Source organism: Mycobacterium heidelbergense (genome assembly GCF_010730745.1).
GTDB lineage: Bacteria > Actinomycetota > Actinomycetes > Mycobacteriales > Mycobacteriaceae > Mycobacterium > Mycobacterium heidelbergense.
Genome location: NZ_AP022615.1, coordinates 201,469 through 217,223 on the forward strand (window position 1 = coordinate 201,469; position 15,755 = coordinate 217,223).

The 15,755-nt window shown below is 71.2% G+C and carries 17 protein-coding genes; 11 read left to right on the plus strand and 6 right to left on the minus strand.

The annotated features are described in order from the left end of the window. Nucleotide 1: 1 nt before the first annotated feature. Nucleotides 2-286, minus strand: coding sequence for a DUF732 domain-containing protein (locus G6N25_RS00960; protein ID WP_083072860.1), 285 nt, complete (start codon nucleotides 284-286; stop codon nucleotides 2-4). Nucleotides 287-445: 159 nt separating this feature from the next. Here G6N25_RS00960 and G6N25_RS00965 point away from each other — a divergent pair, with 159 nt between their 5' ends. The 7 genes from G6N25_RS00965 (at nucleotide 446) to msrB (ending at nucleotide 6,448) form a co-directional block, all read left to right on the plus strand. After that, the gene (locus G6N25_RS00965) at nucleotides 446-1,198 is read left to right on the plus strand and encodes a Clp protease N-terminal domain-containing protein (protein ID WP_083072646.1); all 753 of its coding nucleotides are present in this window, start codon (nucleotides 446-448) and stop codon (nucleotides 1,196-1,198) included. Nucleotides 1,199-1,293: 95 nt separating this feature from the next. Continuing rightward, the gene (locus G6N25_RS00970) at nucleotides 1,294-1,824 is read left to right on the plus strand and encodes a hypothetical protein (RefSeq protein ID WP_083072862.1); all 531 of its coding nucleotides are present in this window, start codon (nucleotides 1,294-1,296) and stop codon (nucleotides 1,822-1,824) included. Then, complete coding sequence (locus G6N25_RS00975) at nucleotides 1,812-2,336, plus strand: GNAT family N-acetyltransferase (RefSeq protein ID WP_142272488.1); 525 nt, start codon at nucleotides 1,812-1,814, stop codon at nucleotides 2,334-2,336. Before G6N25_RS00970 ends, G6N25_RS00975 begins: the two co-directional genes overlap by 13 nt. A gap of 81 nt (nucleotides 2,337-2,417) precedes the next feature. Further along, on the plus strand, nucleotides 2,418-3,194 hold the full coding sequence (locus G6N25_RS00980; protein ID WP_083072647.1) for a pyrimidine reductase family protein: 777 nt from the start codon (nucleotides 2,418-2,420) through the stop codon (nucleotides 3,192-3,194). Continuing rightward, complete coding sequence (locus tag G6N25_RS00985; RefSeq protein ID WP_142272501.1) at nucleotides 3,191-4,780, plus strand: alpha/beta hydrolase; 1,590 nt, start codon at nucleotides 3,191-3,193, stop codon at nucleotides 4,778-4,780. Before G6N25_RS00980 ends, G6N25_RS00985 begins: the two co-directional genes overlap by 4 nt. Before the next feature lie 19 nt (nucleotides 4,781-4,799). Next, on the plus strand, nucleotides 4,800-6,050 hold the full coding sequence (aftC, locus tag G6N25_RS00990; RefSeq protein WP_083072649.1) for an arabinofuranan 3-O-arabinosyltransferase: 1,251 nt from the start codon (nucleotides 4,800-4,802) through the stop codon (nucleotides 6,048-6,050). Then, nucleotides 6,047-6,448: a peptide-methionine (R)-S-oxide reductase MsrB gene (msrB, locus tag G6N25_RS00995; protein WP_083072650.1), complete on the plus strand. Its 402-nt coding sequence runs from the start codon at nucleotides 6,047-6,049 to the stop codon at nucleotides 6,446-6,448. The genes aftC and msrB overlap by 4 nt, the downstream gene beginning before the upstream one ends. A 75-nt stretch (nucleotides 6,449-6,523) precedes the next feature. On the opposite strand, the gene G6N25_RS01000 is transcribed toward msrB, so the two are convergent. The 4 genes from G6N25_RS01000 to hemE are packed head-to-tail and all read right to left on the minus strand — an operon-like array spanning nucleotide 6,524 to nucleotide 10,384. Next, a complete protein-coding gene (locus tag G6N25_RS01000; RefSeq protein WP_083072651.1) occupies nucleotides 6,524-7,273 on the minus strand; it encodes a class I SAM-dependent methyltransferase in 750 nt (249 codons plus the stop codon). Continuing rightward, nucleotides 7,270-7,965: a hydrogen peroxide-dependent heme synthase gene (hemQ, locus tag G6N25_RS01005; RefSeq protein ID WP_083072652.1), complete on the minus strand. Its 696-nt coding sequence runs from the start codon at nucleotides 7,963-7,965 to the stop codon at nucleotides 7,270-7,272. The genes G6N25_RS01000 and hemQ overlap by 4 nt, the downstream gene beginning before the upstream one ends. Nucleotides 7,966-7,970: 5 nt before the next feature. Next, nucleotides 7,971-9,317: a protoporphyrinogen oxidase gene (locus tag G6N25_RS01010; protein WP_083072653.1), complete on the minus strand. Its 1,347-nt coding sequence runs from the start codon at nucleotides 9,315-9,317 to the stop codon at nucleotides 7,971-7,973. Continuing rightward, nucleotides 9,314-10,384, minus strand: coding sequence for a uroporphyrinogen decarboxylase (hemE, locus tag G6N25_RS01015; protein WP_083072654.1), 1,071 nt, complete (start codon nucleotides 10,382-10,384; stop codon nucleotides 9,314-9,316). The genes G6N25_RS01010 and hemE overlap by 4 nt, the downstream gene beginning before the upstream one ends. A 46-nt stretch (nucleotides 10,385-10,430) precedes the next feature. On the opposite strand from hemE, the gene G6N25_RS01020 reads away from it, so the two are divergent. The 3 genes from G6N25_RS01020 to G6N25_RS01030 all read left to right on the plus strand — a co-directional run bounded on the left by G6N25_RS01020 (nucleotide 10,431) and on the right by G6N25_RS01030 (nucleotide 13,281). Further along, nucleotides 10,431-11,237, plus strand: a complete 807-nt coding sequence (locus tag G6N25_RS01020) for an enoyl-CoA hydratase/isomerase family protein (RefSeq protein ID WP_083072655.1) — start codon at nucleotides 10,431-10,433, stop codon at nucleotides 11,235-11,237. Between the two features lie 165 nt (nucleotides 11,238-11,402). After that, nucleotides 11,403-11,996 (plus strand): DUF3000 domain-containing protein, encoded by a 594-nt coding sequence (locus G6N25_RS01025; protein WP_232065671.1) that lies wholly within the window; start codon nucleotides 11,403-11,405, stop codon nucleotides 11,994-11,996. 1 nt (nucleotide 11,997) lies between these two features. Continuing rightward, a complete protein-coding gene (locus tag G6N25_RS01030) occupies nucleotides 11,998-13,281 on the plus strand; it encodes an HRDC domain-containing protein (RefSeq protein ID WP_083072656.1) in 1,284 nt (427 codons plus the stop codon). Here G6N25_RS01030 and dxs read toward each other — a convergent pair. Next, on the minus strand, nucleotides 13,278-15,191 hold the full coding sequence (gene dxs / locus G6N25_RS01035; protein ID WP_083072657.1) for a 1-deoxy-D-xylulose-5-phosphate synthase: 1,914 nt from the start codon (nucleotides 15,189-15,191) through the stop codon (nucleotides 13,278-13,280). The two genes, G6N25_RS01030 and dxs, sit on opposite strands and share 4 nt — an antisense overlap. A 94-nt stretch (nucleotides 15,192-15,285) precedes the next feature. On the opposite strand from dxs, the gene G6N25_RS01040 reads away from it, so the two are divergent. Beyond that, nucleotides 15,286-15,729 carry a CBS domain-containing protein gene (locus tag G6N25_RS01040; protein ID WP_083072658.1) on the plus strand — a complete coding sequence of 148 codons (444 nt, stop codon included), beginning with the start codon at nucleotides 15,286-15,288 and terminating at the stop codon, nucleotides 15,727-15,729. The last annotated feature ends 26 nt before the right edge of the window (nucleotides 15,730-15,755 follow it).

Genomic DNA, 15,755 nt, shown 5'->3' on the forward strand with positions numbered 1-15,755 from the left:
CCTACGGGCCGGCGTCGGTCTTGACGCCGTGGGCCGACAGGGCCGTGGGGCAGTACACGTTGGCGGCAATCGCGGTGAACCTGGCGGCGTTGTCCCCGTGCAGTCCGGAGTTCTGGGCCTGGATCGTCTTGACAACGTCCGCCATCTGCGTGCCCTGCCCCACCGCCTGGCACACCCATTTGCCGGCCGTGATGACCCTGCCCGCGTCGGGGTAGGTGATGCCGGCCGCCTGGAGCGACGCGAGGAATGCGTCGTCGTTGCTGTCGGCGCGCGCGGGCACCGCCATGCCGAGCAGGGCGGCAAGGCTGATCAGCGTCACGAGTGGCGGTTTCACGGCTTCCCGATCGTCGCAGACCGGCGACCAGCCCGCATCCCCATAATGCGAGATGATGCGAGCGTCAACCAACGGTTGACAGCGTCTAATCGTCAACCTACCGTTGACGGCATGTCCCAGCCGACGCCCATCGCCTATCCCGTCCGCCTCGACGAATTGATCAACGCCATCAAACAGGTCCACAACGACGTGCTGGACCAACTCGCCGACGCCGTGCTGGCCGCCGAGCACCTGGGCGAGGTCGCCGACCACCTGATCGGGCACTTCGTCGATCAGGCCCGCCGCTCGGGGGCGTCCTGGACCGACATCGGCAAGAGCATGGGCGTCACCAAGCAGGCCGCCCAAAAGCGGTTCGTCCCGCGGGCCGAGGCCGGCGCGCTCGATTCCGAGCAGGGCCCCTTCAGCCGCTTCACACCGCGAGCCCGCAACGCCGTGGTCGTCGCCCAGAACGCCGCGCACGACGCCGCCAACGCCGAGATCACGCCCGACCACCTGTTGCTCGGGGTGCTCAGCGATCCGGGCGCGCTGGCCACCGTGTTGCTTCATCGGCAGGACGTCGACATCGCCGTTCTGCGTGCGTCCGTCGAGCTGCCCCCGGCCGGCGCCACGTCGCTTGCGCTCATCCCGTTCAGCGGGCCCGCGCGCAAGGCGCTCGAGCTGACCTTCCGCGAGGCGCTTCGGCTCGGCCACAACTACATCGGCACCGAACACATGCTGCTGGCGTTGCTCGAACTCGAGGACGGCGCCGGACCCCTGCACCGGTCCGGCGTCGACAAGGACCGCGTCGAGGCCGATCTGATCGCCGCGCTCGAATCGCTGAGCGGCGGCAGGGGCGTCGATGAACCGGCGCCGGAGGACGGCTGACCAGCTGCGTCGAACCCCTCCCCTTCGCATTACCCCATGTGGCATCATGCGAGGGTCCCGTTCAAGGGTGCCTAGGAGGCGAAGACGTGGCAAAGATGCACCGTTGGCTGATCGTCCTGTCCATCTTTCTCGTCGCCGTGGCGAGCGTCACCGCCGTCGGTGTTGCTGTGTCCGCGCCGCGCGCGTGGGCCGGGGACGCGCCGATCGGCCACATCGGCGACACCCTGCGGGTGGACACCGGCACCTACATCGCGGACGTCACCGTCAGCAGCGTCGCCCCCTGCGACCCGCCGCCCGGATTCGGCTACACCCGCAGCGGCGTTCCGATCAAAAGCTTCCCCGGCAGCACCCCTAACCGCGCCGACGTGACGGTCCGCGCGATCCGGGTGCCCAACCCGTACATCATGGCGACCGAGTTCAGCTTCGACGGGGTAACCCCGTTCGCCGACGCCTACAAGCCGCGGGCCTCCGATGCGCCCGACGCGCTGGACAGCGTGCTCGGCAACGCGCCGAACGGGGCGATCGTGCGCGGCGGGGTGTATTGGGACGCCTACCGCGATCCGGTCTCGACCGTCGTCCTGCTGGACAAGAAGACGGGCGTGCACCTCGCGCAGTGGAACCTCTGAGAACCCGGTCGCTCACCGTACGCACCGCCACGACGGGTTCGGTCGACGCCGACGAGCTGGCTGCCGTCGCCGCGCGCACCTTTCCGCTGGCATGCCCGCCCTCGGCGGCCCCGGGGAACATCGCGTCGTTCATCGCCGCCAACCTGTCGGCCGAACGCTTCGCCGAGTATCTGGCCGATCCGCGACACGCGATCGTCACCGCGGCACAGGGCGGCCGAATCATCGGTTACGCCATGATCATTCGCGGCGCCGACGACGACACCGCGGAGCTGTCAAAGATGTACCTGCTGCCCGACCACCACGGCGCCGGGGTGTCGACCGCGCTGATGGACCTCGCGCTGGCCACCGCCGAGGAATGGGGCGTGCGCCGCGTGTGGCTGGGCGTCAACCAGAAAAATCAACGCGCACAACGCTTTTACGCCAAGAACGGATTCACGGTTAACGGCACCAGGACCTTTCAGGTGGGCACCGGCCGCGAAAACGACTACGTCATGGTCCGCGAGCTTGGTTGATTCCGGCGGCCGTCGGCGTCGTACGGGCCGGAAGCGGACCCGTGCATGCGGGAACTGTAGCGGCGTGCTGCAATCAAGCCCATGCCGCTCTCTGACGCCGGCGGGGCCGAGACGCCGCTGACGCTGCTCGGGTCGATGCGCGAACTCGACGACGGCGAACTCCTGCGGCTCTACGGCTACCCGAAACGCGACGGGCCGTGGGTGCGGGCGAACTTCATCACCAGCGTGGACGGCGGCGCCACCGCCGACGGCACCAGCGGCGCGATGGGCGGGCCCGGCGACCGCCTCGTCTTCAACCTGCTGCGCGAACTCGCCGACGTCATCGTGGTCGGCGCGGGCACGGTGCGCATCGAGGGGTATTCCGGGGCGCACCCGGCCGTCGCCGAGCGGCAGCGGCGCCAGGCCGGCGGGCAGAGCGAGGTCCCGCCGTTGGCGATCGTCACCAAGTCGGGCCGCCTCGACCGGGACATGGCGGTGTTCACCCGGACCGAGGTGCCGCCCCTGGTGCTCACCTGCACGGCGGCGGCCGACGAGACGCGCAGCGTGCTCGGCGACCTTTGCGAGGTGGTCGACTGCTCCGGCGGCGACGCCGGCAAGGTCGACGAGGCCGTCCTGCTGGACGCCCTGGCGGCCCGCGGGATGCGCCGCATTCTGACCGAGGGCGGGCCGATGCTGCTCGGGTCGTTCGTCGAGCGCGACATGCTCGACGAGCTGTGCCTGACGATCGCGCCCTACCTCGTCGGCGGCCTGGCGCGACGCATCGCGACGGGCCCGGGTCAGGTGCTCACCCGGATGCGCTGCGCCCACACCCTGACCGACGGCGCCGGTTACTTGTACACCCGCTACCTGAAGGCATAGCTACTGTGGTCGGCATGAGTCGGCAGATCGCCTCCGCGACGGTCCTGGTCCCGTTGGCCGTCATCGTCACCGCGGCGGTGGCCGGCTGCGTCCCGGGCCTGGGGGCCGACCCGCGCTTCGCCACCAATTCCGGCGCGCGGCCGCAAGGGGTGGCCACGACGAAGCCCCCGGCCAGCGGCCCGCCGCCGATCGCCGCGCCCAAGAACGACCTGTCGTGGCATGACTGCACGTCGAAGGCCTTCAGCGACGCCGCCGTCCCGGCCGCGCCCGGCGTGCAGCTGGATTGCGCGAACTACGACACCGACCTCGACCCGGTGAACGGCGGGTCCGGGACGCTGAGCATCGGCGTGGTCCGCGCGCGCTCGAGTCAGACGCCGCGCGACGCGGGCCCGCTCGTCTTCACCACCGGCTCCGACCTGCCGTCGTCGACGCAGCTGCCGGTGTGGCTTTCGCAGGCGGGCGCCGACGTGCTGCAGACCCATCCCGTCGTCGCCGTCGACCGGCGCGGCATGGGCATGTCGAGCCCCATCGACTGCCGGGATCAACTCGACCGTCAAGCGATGCGCGACCAGGCGCAGTTCCAGCCCGGCGACGACCCGGTGGCCAACCTCTCCGACATCTCGAACACCGCCACCACCAACTGCACCGACGCCATCGCGCCGGGAGCCACCGCCTACGACAATTCGCATGCCGCCTCCGACATCGAGCGGCTGCGCAGCCTCTGGGACGTGCCGGCGGTCGCCCTGGTCGGGATCGGCAACGGCGCCCAGGTGGCGCTGGCCTACGCCGCGTCGCGGCCCGACCGGGTCGCCCGGCTGATCCTCGACTCCCCGGTCGCCCTGGGCGTCAACGCCGAGGCGGCCGCCGAGCAACAGGTCAAGGGCCAGCAGGCCGCGCTCGACGCGTTCGCCGCCCAGTGCGTCGCGGTCAACTGCGCGCTGGGTCCCGATCCGAAGGGCGCCGTCAGCGCGCTGCTGGCCGACGCCCGCGCCGGGAAGGGCCCCGGCGGCTCACCGGTGGCCGCGGTCGCCAACGCCATCACCGTCGCGTTGGGCTTTCCGGCCGGCGGCCGTGTCGACGCCACCACCGCCCTGGCCAACGCGCTGGCGGCCGCCCGCTCCGGCGACGCCAGCCAGTTGAACAGCTTGATCAACCACGCCTACGCCGTCGGCGACTCCGACGGCCAGTTCATCAACTCCTGCAGCGACGCGATCAACCGCCCGACCCCGGACCGGGTCCGCGAACTCGTCGTGGCATGGGGCAAGCTGTATCCCCAATTCGGCACCGTCGCCGCGCTGAACTTGGTCAAATGCGTGCACTGGCCCACGGTTTCGCCGCCGGCGCCGCCGAAGAACCTCAAGATCGACGTCCTGTTGGCGGGCGTGCAGAACGACCCGATCGTCGGCAGCGAGGGGGTGGCTCAGACGGCGGCCACCATCATCAACGCCAACGCGGCCAGCAAGCGGGTGATGTGGCAGGGCATCGGCCACGGCGCCAGCATCTACTCGCCGTGCGCGGTCCCGCCGCTGATCGGCTACCTCAACAGCGGCAAGCTGCCGGGGACCGACACCTACTGTCCCGCCTGATTGTTGGGGCACTCCATCGGTGTACGGTGCGCTGGTGACGGCAGCTGACTTGTTTCGTCCCCGCGCCGGCGCACCCAGCGCGGCGACGATACTGCGGTCGGCGTTGTGGCCGGTGGCCATCATGTCGGTGTTGCACCGCAGCATCGTGCTCACGCTCAACGGCAACATCACCGACGATTTCAAACCCGTCTACCGCGCGGTCCTGAACTTCCGGCACGGCTGGGACATCTACAACGAGCACTTCGACTACGTCGACCCGCACTACCTCTACCCACCCGGCGGCACGCTGTTGATGGCGCCCTTCGGGTACCTGCCGTTCGCGCCGTCGCGCTATCTGTTCATCCTGATCAACACCGTGGCCATCCTGATCGCCTGGTACCTGCTGCTGCGGCTGTTCAAGTTCACGCTGTCCTCGGTGGCCGCGCCCGCCCTGCTGCTGGCCATGTTCTGCACGGAGACGGTGACCAGCACGCTCGTCTTCACCAACATCAACGGCTGCGTCCTGCTGGCCGAGGTGCTGTTCTTGCGGTGGCTGCTGGACGGCCGGGTTAGTCGACAGTGGTGGGCGGGCGTGGCCATCGGGCTAACGCTCACGCTCAAACCCGTGCTCCTGCCCCTGCTGTTGCTGCCGCTGCTGAACCGCCAGTGGCGGGCGCTGGTGCCGGCGTTCGTGGTGCCCGCGGTCATCAACGTCGCCGCGTGGCCGTTGGTCAGCGATCCGATGGACTTCGTCACCCGCACGCTGCCCTACATCGGGGGCGTCCGGGACTACTTCAACAGCTCGATCGAGGGCAACGGCGTGTACTTCGGCCTGCCCACCTGGCTGATCGTCTTCCTGCGGATTCTGTTCACGGTGCTGGCCGCCGGTGCCGTGTGGCTGCTGTACCGCTATTACCGCACGCGCGACCCACTGTTCTGGTTCACCAGCTCGTCGGGCGTGCTGCTGCTGTGGTCGTGGCTGGTGCTGCCGCTGGCCCAGGGCTACTACTCGATGATGCTGTTGCCCTTCCTGATGACCGTCGTGCTGCCCAACTCGCTGATCCGCAACTGGCCGGCGTGGCTGGGAATCTACGGCTTCCTGACGCTGGACGACTGGCTGATCTACCGATACATGAGGTATGGCCGCGCGCTGCAATACCTGAAGATCACCTACGGCTGGTCGCTGCTGCTGATCGTGGCGTTCAGCGTGCTGTACTTCCGCTACTTAGACGCCAAGGCGGACAACCGGCTGGACGGCGGGATCGATCCGCGCGCTAGCGTGGACGCATGACCCCGAAGGTGCAACTGACCGACGACGAGTGGCGCCGGAAACTCACGCGTGAGGAGTTCGACGTGCTGCGTCGCGCCGGCACCGAGCGGCCCTTCACCGGTGAGTACACCGACACCAAAACCGAAGGCGTCTACCAATGCCGGGCCTGCGGCGCCGAATTGTTCCGCAGCACAGAGAAATTCGAGTCGCACTGCGGCTGGCCGTCGTTCTTCGACCCGGCCAACTCCGACGCGGTGATCCTGCGCCCCGACCATTCGCTGGGGACGACGCGCACCGAGGTGCTGTGCGCGAATTGCCACAGCCACCTCGGCCACGTCTTCGCCGGCGAGGGCTACCCGACGCCGACGGATCAGCGCTACTGCATCAACTCGATCTCGCTGCGGCTGGTTCCTGCCTAGGACGCGCGAGACTGTAACCAGCGACGGCTTTACTCGAGAAACGCGTCGCGGAATACAGTTTCGCGACGAGCGGCGTCAGTCCGCGCGGGTGGCGTGCACCTCCCAGAACGGGGCGTGCACCCGGCCGCCCACAAGCCACGGCTCCATGACCCGGAACCGGTCCAGCAGCGTCCGCGCCTGGTCGGCCATGTCGGGGTTGCGGGCCGCCATCATCTCGATCGTCTGGACGCTCAGGTTGACCCGGTAGGTGGTCGGGCCCAGGTAGGTGATCTCCCAGCCGGCGTCCGGCAGCACCTGGCGAAAGTCGGCCTCGGACAACGACCGCATCATCCTGAAGCCGTTGACGTCGTGCTCGCCGAACTCGAACATGTACAGCCGCGCCCCCGGCTTCGTCGCCCGGCGCAGCGCCCGCGCGTACGCCTTCTGCATCTCGGGTTCGGTGCTGAAGGTGTGGTAGAAGGCGCAGTCGACGACGGTGTCGAACCGGTCGTCGAATCCCTCCAGCTTGGTGGCGTCGGCCAGCTCGAAATTCACCGACACCCCGGCCTTTTGCGCGTTCTCCCGGGCCCGCTCCAGCGCGCCCGCCGACCCGTCGATGCCGGTCGCCGAATAGCCCTTCGAGGCGTAATAGATCGCGTGGTGCCCCGGCCCGGTGCCCGGGTCGAGCACCTCGCCCTTGATCGCCCCCAGCGCGACGAGCTGCTGGACCACCGGCTGCGGGCCGCCGATGTCCCACGGCGTGGCGGCCGGCAGCCCGTGGGACAGCCGCTCGTCGCGGTACATCTCCTCGAAACGGGTGGGGTCGGTGACGTCGGGATGGCTCATGGCAGCGAGTTCACCAGCTGCTCGACCGGCACCCGCGGCCCGGTGAAGAACGGCGTCTCGGCGCGGGTGTGCCGGCGGGCGTCGGTGGCGCGCAGCTCGCGCATCAGGTCGACGATGCGGTCCAGCTCGGGGGCCTCGAACGCCAGGATCCATTCGTAGTCGCCCAGCGCGAACGCCGGCACCGTGTTGGCGCGGACGTCCTTGTATTCGCGGGCGGCCATGCCGTGCTCGGCGAGCATGCGGCGGCGTTCCTCGTCGGGCAGCAGGTACCACTCGTAGGACCGCACGAACGGGTACACGCAGATGTAGGCGCCGGGCTCCTCGCCGGCCAGGAACGCCGGGATGTGGCTCTTGTTGAACTCGGCCGGGCGGTGCAGCGCCACGCTGCTCCACACCGGCGCGCAGGCCCGGCCCAGCGTGGTGGTGCGCCGGAAGTCCGCGTAGGTGGCCTGCAGCGCCTCGACGTGGTCGGCGTGGGTCCAGATCATGAAGTCGGCGTCGGCGCGCAGGCCCGCGACGTCGTAGAGGCCGCGCACCACAACGCCGCGCTCCTCCTGCTGCTTGAAGAAGGTCGCGGCGTCGTCGGTGACGGCGTCGCGCTGGTCGCCGAGCTCGCCGGGGCGCACGGAGAACACCGAGAACATCAGGTAGCGAAGGGTCGCGTTGAGCGCGTCGTAATCGAGTTTGGCCATGGAACCTATCGTGCCACTTCCGCATTGAGGGCCTCGGCGGCTCGTCCGGCCGCCCCGACGCACGCCGGCACGCCGATGCCGTCGAGGTAGCTGCCGGCCACGGCGAGGGCCGGCGGCAGGCCGGCGCGCAGCTCGGCGACCAGGTCGGCGTGGCCGGGGCCGTACTGCGGCATGGCGTCGATCCAGCGCTGGACGCGGGCGTCGACCGGGCCGACGGCAACGCCGAAGACGGTGGCCAGGTCGCCCAGCGCCCAGGCGAGTAGCTCGTCGTCGGAAGTGCTTTTGGCCACGTCGTCGCCGAACCGCCCGAACGACAGCCGCAGCTGCTGGGTGTCCCCGCGGGAGCCCCACTTGCGCGATGAGAGCGTAATCGCCTTGGCCCGCAGCGGCTCGCCGGTGGCCACCAGCACGCCGGAGCACTGCGGGAACGGGGTGCCGGCGGGCACGGCGAGCGCCACCACCGCCGACGACGCGCTGGCGATCCGGCCGGCGGCGGCCGAGCTGCGCGGCGCGACCTCGCGCACCAGGCGGGCCAGCCGTGGGGCCGGGACGGCCAGGACCACCGCGTCGGCGTGCCAGCGGGCGCCGGTGTCGTCGTGCAGCTCCCAGCCCGGCTCCAGCCGTTCCACCGCCGCGCGAACCCACCGCACCCGGCCGCGCTCGACGAGCTCGTCGATCAGCGTCTGGTAGCCGCCGTCCAGCGCCCCGAACACCGGCCCGCCGGCGTTCGGGGGCAGCGCCCGCCGGACCGCGTCGGTCAGGCTGGCGGCGCCGCCGTCGAGGGCCGCCGCCACGCCGGGGGCCGCCGCGCGCAGGCCGATCGTCGCCGCCGATCCCGCGTACACCCCGCTCAGCAGCGGGTCCACCGACCGGGCCACGACCTGCTCGCCGAACCGGTCGCCCACCAGCTCGGCGACCGCGGGATCGCCGCCGGGCCGCCACTCCAACGGCCGGGCGGGCTCGGCGTCGATGCGCGCGACCGTCGCCTCGTCGACCAGCCCCGCGACCGAGGCGGCCGACGACGGGATCCCGACGACCGTGCCGGCCGGCAGCGGGTGCAGGTCCCCCCGGCTGTAGATCAGCGGCCGGGCGCCGGTGGTGGACAGCCGGCGCCCCGACAGGCCCAGCTCGGCCAGCAGCGCCGGCATTTCGGGCCGGCGCAGCACGAACGCCTCGGCGCCCAGGTCCATCGGCCGCCCGCCGACCCGCTCGGTGCGCAATATCCCGCCCAGCCGGTCGGCGGGCTCGAACAGCGTGATCGTCGCGTCCTCACCCGCCGCCGCGCGCAGCCGGTAGGCCGCCGTGAGCCCCGAGATCCCGCCGCCCACAACGCAATACGAGCGGGGCCTCATAGCGAGTGGACCAGCGACACCAGCTCGGTCAGCACGCCGGGATCGGTCTCCGGCAGCACCCCGTGGCCCAGGTTGAAGACGTGGCCGGCCGCGCCCGCGTCGACGGCGCGGCGCCCGTCGTCGACCACGGCCCGCGCGGCGCGTTCGGCCACCGGCCACCCCGCCAGCAGCACCGCCGGATCGAGGTTGCCCTGCAGCGCCGTGCCGGGTTGGACGCGGGTCGCGGCGTCGGTCAGGGAGGTTCGCCAGTCCACGCCGACCACCGTCGCCCCCGCCTGCGACATGGCGCCGAGCAACTCCGCGGTCCCCACCCCGAAATGCGTCATGGGCACGCCGCATTCCGCCAGGCCGGCGAACACCCGCGAGCTGTGCGGCAGCACGTAGTGGCGGTAGTCGGCCAGCGACAGCGTCCCCGCCCACGAGTCGAACACCTGGATGGCGTCCACCCCGGCGTCGACCTGGGCCCGCAGGAACGCGACGGTCAGGTCGGTCAGCTTGGACATCAGCGCGTGCCAGCTGGCGGGCTCGGCCAGCATCATCGCCTTGGTGCGGGCGTGGTTGCGGCTGGGACCGCCCTCGACGAGGTAGGACGCCAGCGTGAACGGCGCGCCGGCGAAACCGATCAGCGGCACGTCGCCCAGCGCGGCAACCAGCAGCGACACCGCCTCGTACACGGGCTGAATCGCTTGCGGGTCAAGGGGTTTCATCGCGTGGACGTCGGCATCGGTGCGCACCGGGTGCGCGATCACCGGCCCGACGTCCGCGACGATGTCCAGCTCGACGCCCGCGGCGCGCAGCGGCACCACGATGTCGGAGAACAGGATCGCCGCGTCGACGCCGTGGCGACGGATCGGCTGCAGCGTGATCTCGCAGGCCACCTCGGGGCGCAAGCACGCCGCCAGCATGCTGTGCCGTTCGCGCAGCGCCCGGTACTCGGGCAGCGAGCGGCCGGCCTGCCGCATGAACCACACCGGCACCCGGCCGGGCTTGCGCCCGGTGACGGCGGCCAGGTACGGCGACTCGGGAAGCGCGCGACGGGCGCGCGCGGGGACGTCGGGGGTCTTCATCGGCCTCAATGCTGCCATGCGCCGACATTGCGTAACATCGACGCCGATGCCCGCCACGTACGACGAATTCCCCAGCCTTCGCTTCGAACCCGGTGAGAACGGCGTGCTGACGCTGGTTCTGGACGCCCCGGGACTGAACTCCGTCGGGCCGCAGATGCACCGCGACCTCGCCGACGTCTGGCCGGTGATCGACCGCGATCCCGACGTGCGGGTCGTGCTGGTCCGCGGCGAGGGGAAGGCCTTTTCCTCCGGCGGCAGCTTCGAGCTGATCGAGGAAACCATCGGCGACTTCGACGGCCGGATCCGCATCATGCGCGAGGCCCGCGATCTCGTGCTCAACATGGTCAATTTCGACAAGCCCGTGGTCTCGGCGATCCGGGGGCCGGCCGTCGGCGCCGGCCTGGTGGTGGCGCTGCTGGCCGACATCTCGGTCGCGGGCCGGACCGCGAGGTTCATCGACGGGCACACCCGACTCGGGGTCGCCGCCGGCGACCACGCCGCGATCTGCTGGCCGCTGCTGGTCGGCATGGCCAAGGCCAAGTACTACCTGCTCACCTGCGAGACCCTGCTCGGCGAGGAGGCCGAGCGCATCGGCCTGGTCTCGACCTGCGTCGACGACGACGACGTGCTGCCCACCGCCACCCGCATCGCCGAAAACCTGGCGCAGGGCGCACAGAACGCGATCCGCTGGACCAAGCACAGCCTCAACCACTGGTACCGCATGTTCGGGCCCGCCTTCGAGACGTCGCTGGGCCTGGAATTCGTCAGCTTCGGCGGCCCCGACGTCCGGGAGGGCCTGGCCGCGCATCGCGAGAAACGCCCGGCCCGATTTACCGGGGAAACCGGCGGCTGAGCAGGCTCGATACCGGCCACCATGAGGCCTGATAACGGCTTGGTCGCGACGGGTGCGCCATCCGGCGCGCCTGTTCCCGCTTGTCGGCCGAGGGGTCTACCGTCGAGTTTTGGGACCCGCGCCCGCGACGATGCGGAGCGGGAGCGACGAAGAGGAGCGACCCCGTTGACCTCAGCTGAACCGGCCCCATTCCGCGAGGCGGTGACGGCGATGAACGCCGTCACCGTGCGGCCGGAGATCGAGCTGGGCCCGATCCGACCGCCGCAGCGGCTGGCGCCCTACAGCTACGCGCTCGGGGCCGAGGTCAAACACCCCGACCTCGACGTCATCCCCGAACGGTCCGAGGGCTTGACCAACGAAGAGGCGTTCGGTCGCCTGATCCTGCTGTACGACCCCGACGGCGCCGACGCCTGGGACGGGAACATCCGCCTGGTGGCCTACATCCAGGCCGACCTGGACCCCAGCGAGGCCGTCGATCCCCTGCTGCCGGAGGTCGCGTGGAGCTGGCTGGTCGATGCGCTGCAGTCGCGCCTGCAGCAGGTCACCGCGCTGGGCGGCACCGTCACCGCGACCACGTCGGTGCGCTACGGCGACATCTCCGGGCCGCCGCGGGCCCACCAGCTCGAGCTGCGGGCGTCGTGGACGGCGACCACCCCGGCGGTCGGGGCCCACGTCGAGGCGTTCTGCGAAGTGCTGGAGCACGCCGCGGGTCTCCCGCCGGACGGCGTCACCAATCTGAGCTCGCGGTCCCGCGCCTGACATGGGCGAACCGGCGACCCCTGGGCCCGGCAGCACCCCACCCGAACCCACCCCCCTGGTCCAGCCGGCCGACGGGATTCCCGATCTCTCCGTGACCGTCCCCGAGATCGAGGCGGCCGCCCGGCTCCTGGCCCGCGGGCGCGGACCGTTCGCGGTGGACGCCGAGCGGGCGTCGGGTTTCCGCTACTCCAACCGGGCCTACCTGATCCAGATCCGGCGGGCCGGCGCCGGCACCGTGCTCATCGACCCGGTCAGCCACGGCGCCGACCCGCTGACGGCGCTGCGGCCCGTCGCCGAGGTGCTCGGCACCGACGAGTGGATCCTGCACTCCGCGGACCAGGACCTGCCCTGCCTGGCCGAGGTCGGCATGCGCCCGCCGGCGCTCTACGACACCGAGCTCGCCGGGCGGCTGGCCGGATTCGACCGGGTGAACCTGGCGACCATGGTCGAGCGGCTCCTGGGCCTCGGGCTGGCCAAGGGCCACGGCGCGGCCGACTGGTCCAAGCGCCCCCTGCCCGCCGACTGGCTCAACTACGCGGCGCTGGACGTGGAGCTGCTGATCGAGCTGCGCGCCGCGATCTCGGGCGTGCTCGCCGAGCAAGGCAAAACGGAGTGGGCCACACAGGAATTCGACTATCTGCGGATCTTCAAGGCGGGAGAGGACGGCGGCGAGCTGGCGCCGGCCGCGCGGCGGGAACGCTGGCGGCGCACGTCGGGGATCCATCGGGTGCGTGACCCGCGCGGCCTGGCCGCGGTTCGCGAATTGTGGGCGGCGCGCGACCGCATCGCCCAGCGCCGCGACATCGCGCCCCGCCGCGTCCTGCCGGATTCGGCCATCATCGACGCCGCCCTCACCGATCCGACGACGGTCGAGGGCCTCGTCAAACTGCCGGTGTTCGGGGGACGCAACCAGCGCCGCAGCGCCGAGGTCTGGTTCGCGGCGCTGGAGGCGGCCCGGCACAGCACGGATCCGCCGGACGAGGTCGAGGCGCCGAATGGGCCGCCACCGCCGGCGCGCTGGAGCCGGCGGAAGCCGGAGGCCGCGGCGCGGCTGGAGGCGTCGCGGGCCGGGCTGTCGGAGGTGTCGCAGCGGGTGGGTGTTCCCACGGAGAACCTGGTCTCACCCGACCTGGTGCGGCGCCTGTGCTGGGACTGGGAGACCGCGCCCGACGCGCTCGAGGCGGTCGACGGTTTCCTGCGCGCCGGCCACGCGCGGCCGTGGCAGCGAGAGCTCGTCGACCCCGTTTTGGCCCGGGCGCTGCAGCCGCCGGCCGACGACGGTTAGTCCAGGTGCTCGCGGATCTCCGCCTCCGCGACGCCGCTGCCCAAAGCCGCGACCCAGCCGGTGATGCGGCGCGCCACATCCTGGTCGGTCAGCCCCTGGTCGGCCAGCACCTCGCCCCGCGAGGCGTGCTCGTAGAACCCCTGCGGCAGCCCGACGTCGCGGCAGGGCACGTCGATCTCCGCGCGCCGCAGCGCGGCCGACACCGCCGAGCCCACGCCGCCGTTGACGCCGTTGTCCTCGCACGTGACGACCAGCTTGTGCCACGCCGCCAGTTCGAGGACGCCGTCGGAGACCGGCAGCACCCAGCGCGGGTCGATCACCGTCACCCCGATCCCCTGGTTGTGCAGCCGCTTGGCCACCGCCAACGCCATCGACGCGAACGCGCCGACGCCGACCAGCAGCACGTCGTGGTTCAAGCCGGGTGCCGGCACCGCGAGCACGTCGACACCCGAGTGGCGCTCCAGGGCCGGGATGTCTTCGCCCACATCGCCTTTGGGGAACCGGATCGCCGTCGGGCCGTCGTCGACGTCGAGGGCCTCGCCGAGTTCCTCGCGCAGCCGGGTCGCGTCGCGGGGCGCGGCCACCCGGATGCCGGGCACGATGTTCAGCATCGACAGGTCCCACATGCCGTTGTGGCTGGGGCCGTCGGAACCGGTGACGCCGGCCCGGTCGAGCACCATGGTGACGGGCAGCCGGTGCAGCGCCACGTCCATCATGATCTGGTCGAAGGCCCGGTTGAGGAACGTCGAATAGATGGCGACCACCGGGTGCATGCCGCCCATCGCCAGCCCGGCCGCCGACGTCAGCGCGTGCTGCTCGGCGATGCCGACGTCGAACAGGCGATCCGGGAACTGCTGGCCGAACGCCGTCAGCCCGGTCGGGCCGGGCATCGCCGCCGTGATGGCGACGATGTCGCGGCGCCGCCTGCCGTAGCCGATGAGCGCGTCGGAGAAGGTCGCCGTCCAGCCCGGGCCGGCGACCTTGGTCGCCTGGCCGGTCGCCGGGTCGATCACGCCGCAGGAATGCATCTGCTCGGCCTCGTCGTCCTCGGCCGGCGCGTAGCCCATGCCCTTGCGGGTGACGACGTGCACGATCACCGGCCGCCCGAAGCCGCGGGCGTGGCGCAGCGCGGCCTCCACCGCGCGCTCGTCGTGGCCGTCGACCGGGCCGACGTACTTCAGGCCGAGGTCGGTGAACAGCAGCTGCGGCGACAGCGAGTCCTTGATACCGGCCTTGACGCTGTGCATGAAGCGGTAGGCGAGCTGGCCGATGAGCGGCAGCGAGCGCACCGCGTCGCGGCCCTTCTCCAGCACGTGTTCGTAGGCCGGCTGCAGCCGCAGCGTCGCGAGGTGGTCGGCGACGCCGCCGATGGTCGGCGCGTAGCTGCGGCCGTTGTCGTTGACCACGATGATCACCGGGCGGCGCGACGCGGCGATGTTGTTCAGCGCCTCCCAGCACATGCCGCCGGTGAGGGCGCCGTCGCCGACCACCGCGACCACGTGCCGGTTGCGCTGCCCGGTCAGCTCGAACGCCTTGGCCAGGCCGTCCGCGTAGGACAACGCCGCGCTGGCGTGGCTGGACTCCACCCAGTCGTGGTCGCTCTCGGCGCGCGACGGGTACCCCGACAGCCCGCCCTTTTTCCGCAGGCTCTCGAAGTCGTGGCTGCGGCCGGTCAGCATCTTGTGGACGTACGCCTGGTGGCCGGTGTCGAAGAGGATGGGGTCGTGCGGCGAGTCGAACACCCGGTGCAGCGCCAGCGTCAGCTCGACGACGCCGAGGTTGGGCCCCAGGTGCCCCCCGGTGGCGGCGACCTTGTGGATCAGGAACTCGCGAATCTCGGCGGCCAGATCGCATAGCTGCTGCTGGGAAAGGTGTTGCAGATCGGCGGGCCCGCGGATCTGTTCCAGCATCCCGTCAGTCTACGCAGCGGCCGCCCGATCCCCGGTCCCTCAGTGCCCGGCCGGCCCGGTGGGCGGCCGGGCGCCCCGACGTATTGTCTGCACTATGCGCGCCGCGGAACTCGCCGAGGACTTCCCGGTCGTCACCGTCGACTCCGACGCGCTCGATGCCGCCCGCCTGCTCGCCGAGCACCGCCTGCCCGGGATCGTCGTCACCGACCGGTCCGGAAAGCCCTTCGCGGTGCTGCCGGCCTCCCAGGTCGTCCGGTTCATCGTGCCGAAATACGTCCAGGACGACCCCTCGCTGGCCGGCGTGCTCACCGAGTCCGTGGCCGACCGCGCCGCGGACAAGTTGGGCGGCAAGACGGTCGGGGACATGCTGCCCGAGCACCTGACCAATGTGCCGTGGGCGCAGGCGGACGACACGATCATCGAGGTGGCCGCCGTGATGGCGCGGCTGCGCAGCCCGCTGATCGCGGTGGTCAAAGACAAGGCGTTGGTCGGCGTCATCACCGCGTCGCGCCTGCTGGCCGCGGCCCTAAAACACTGACGCCAAACCCTTGAGCACACAGGACA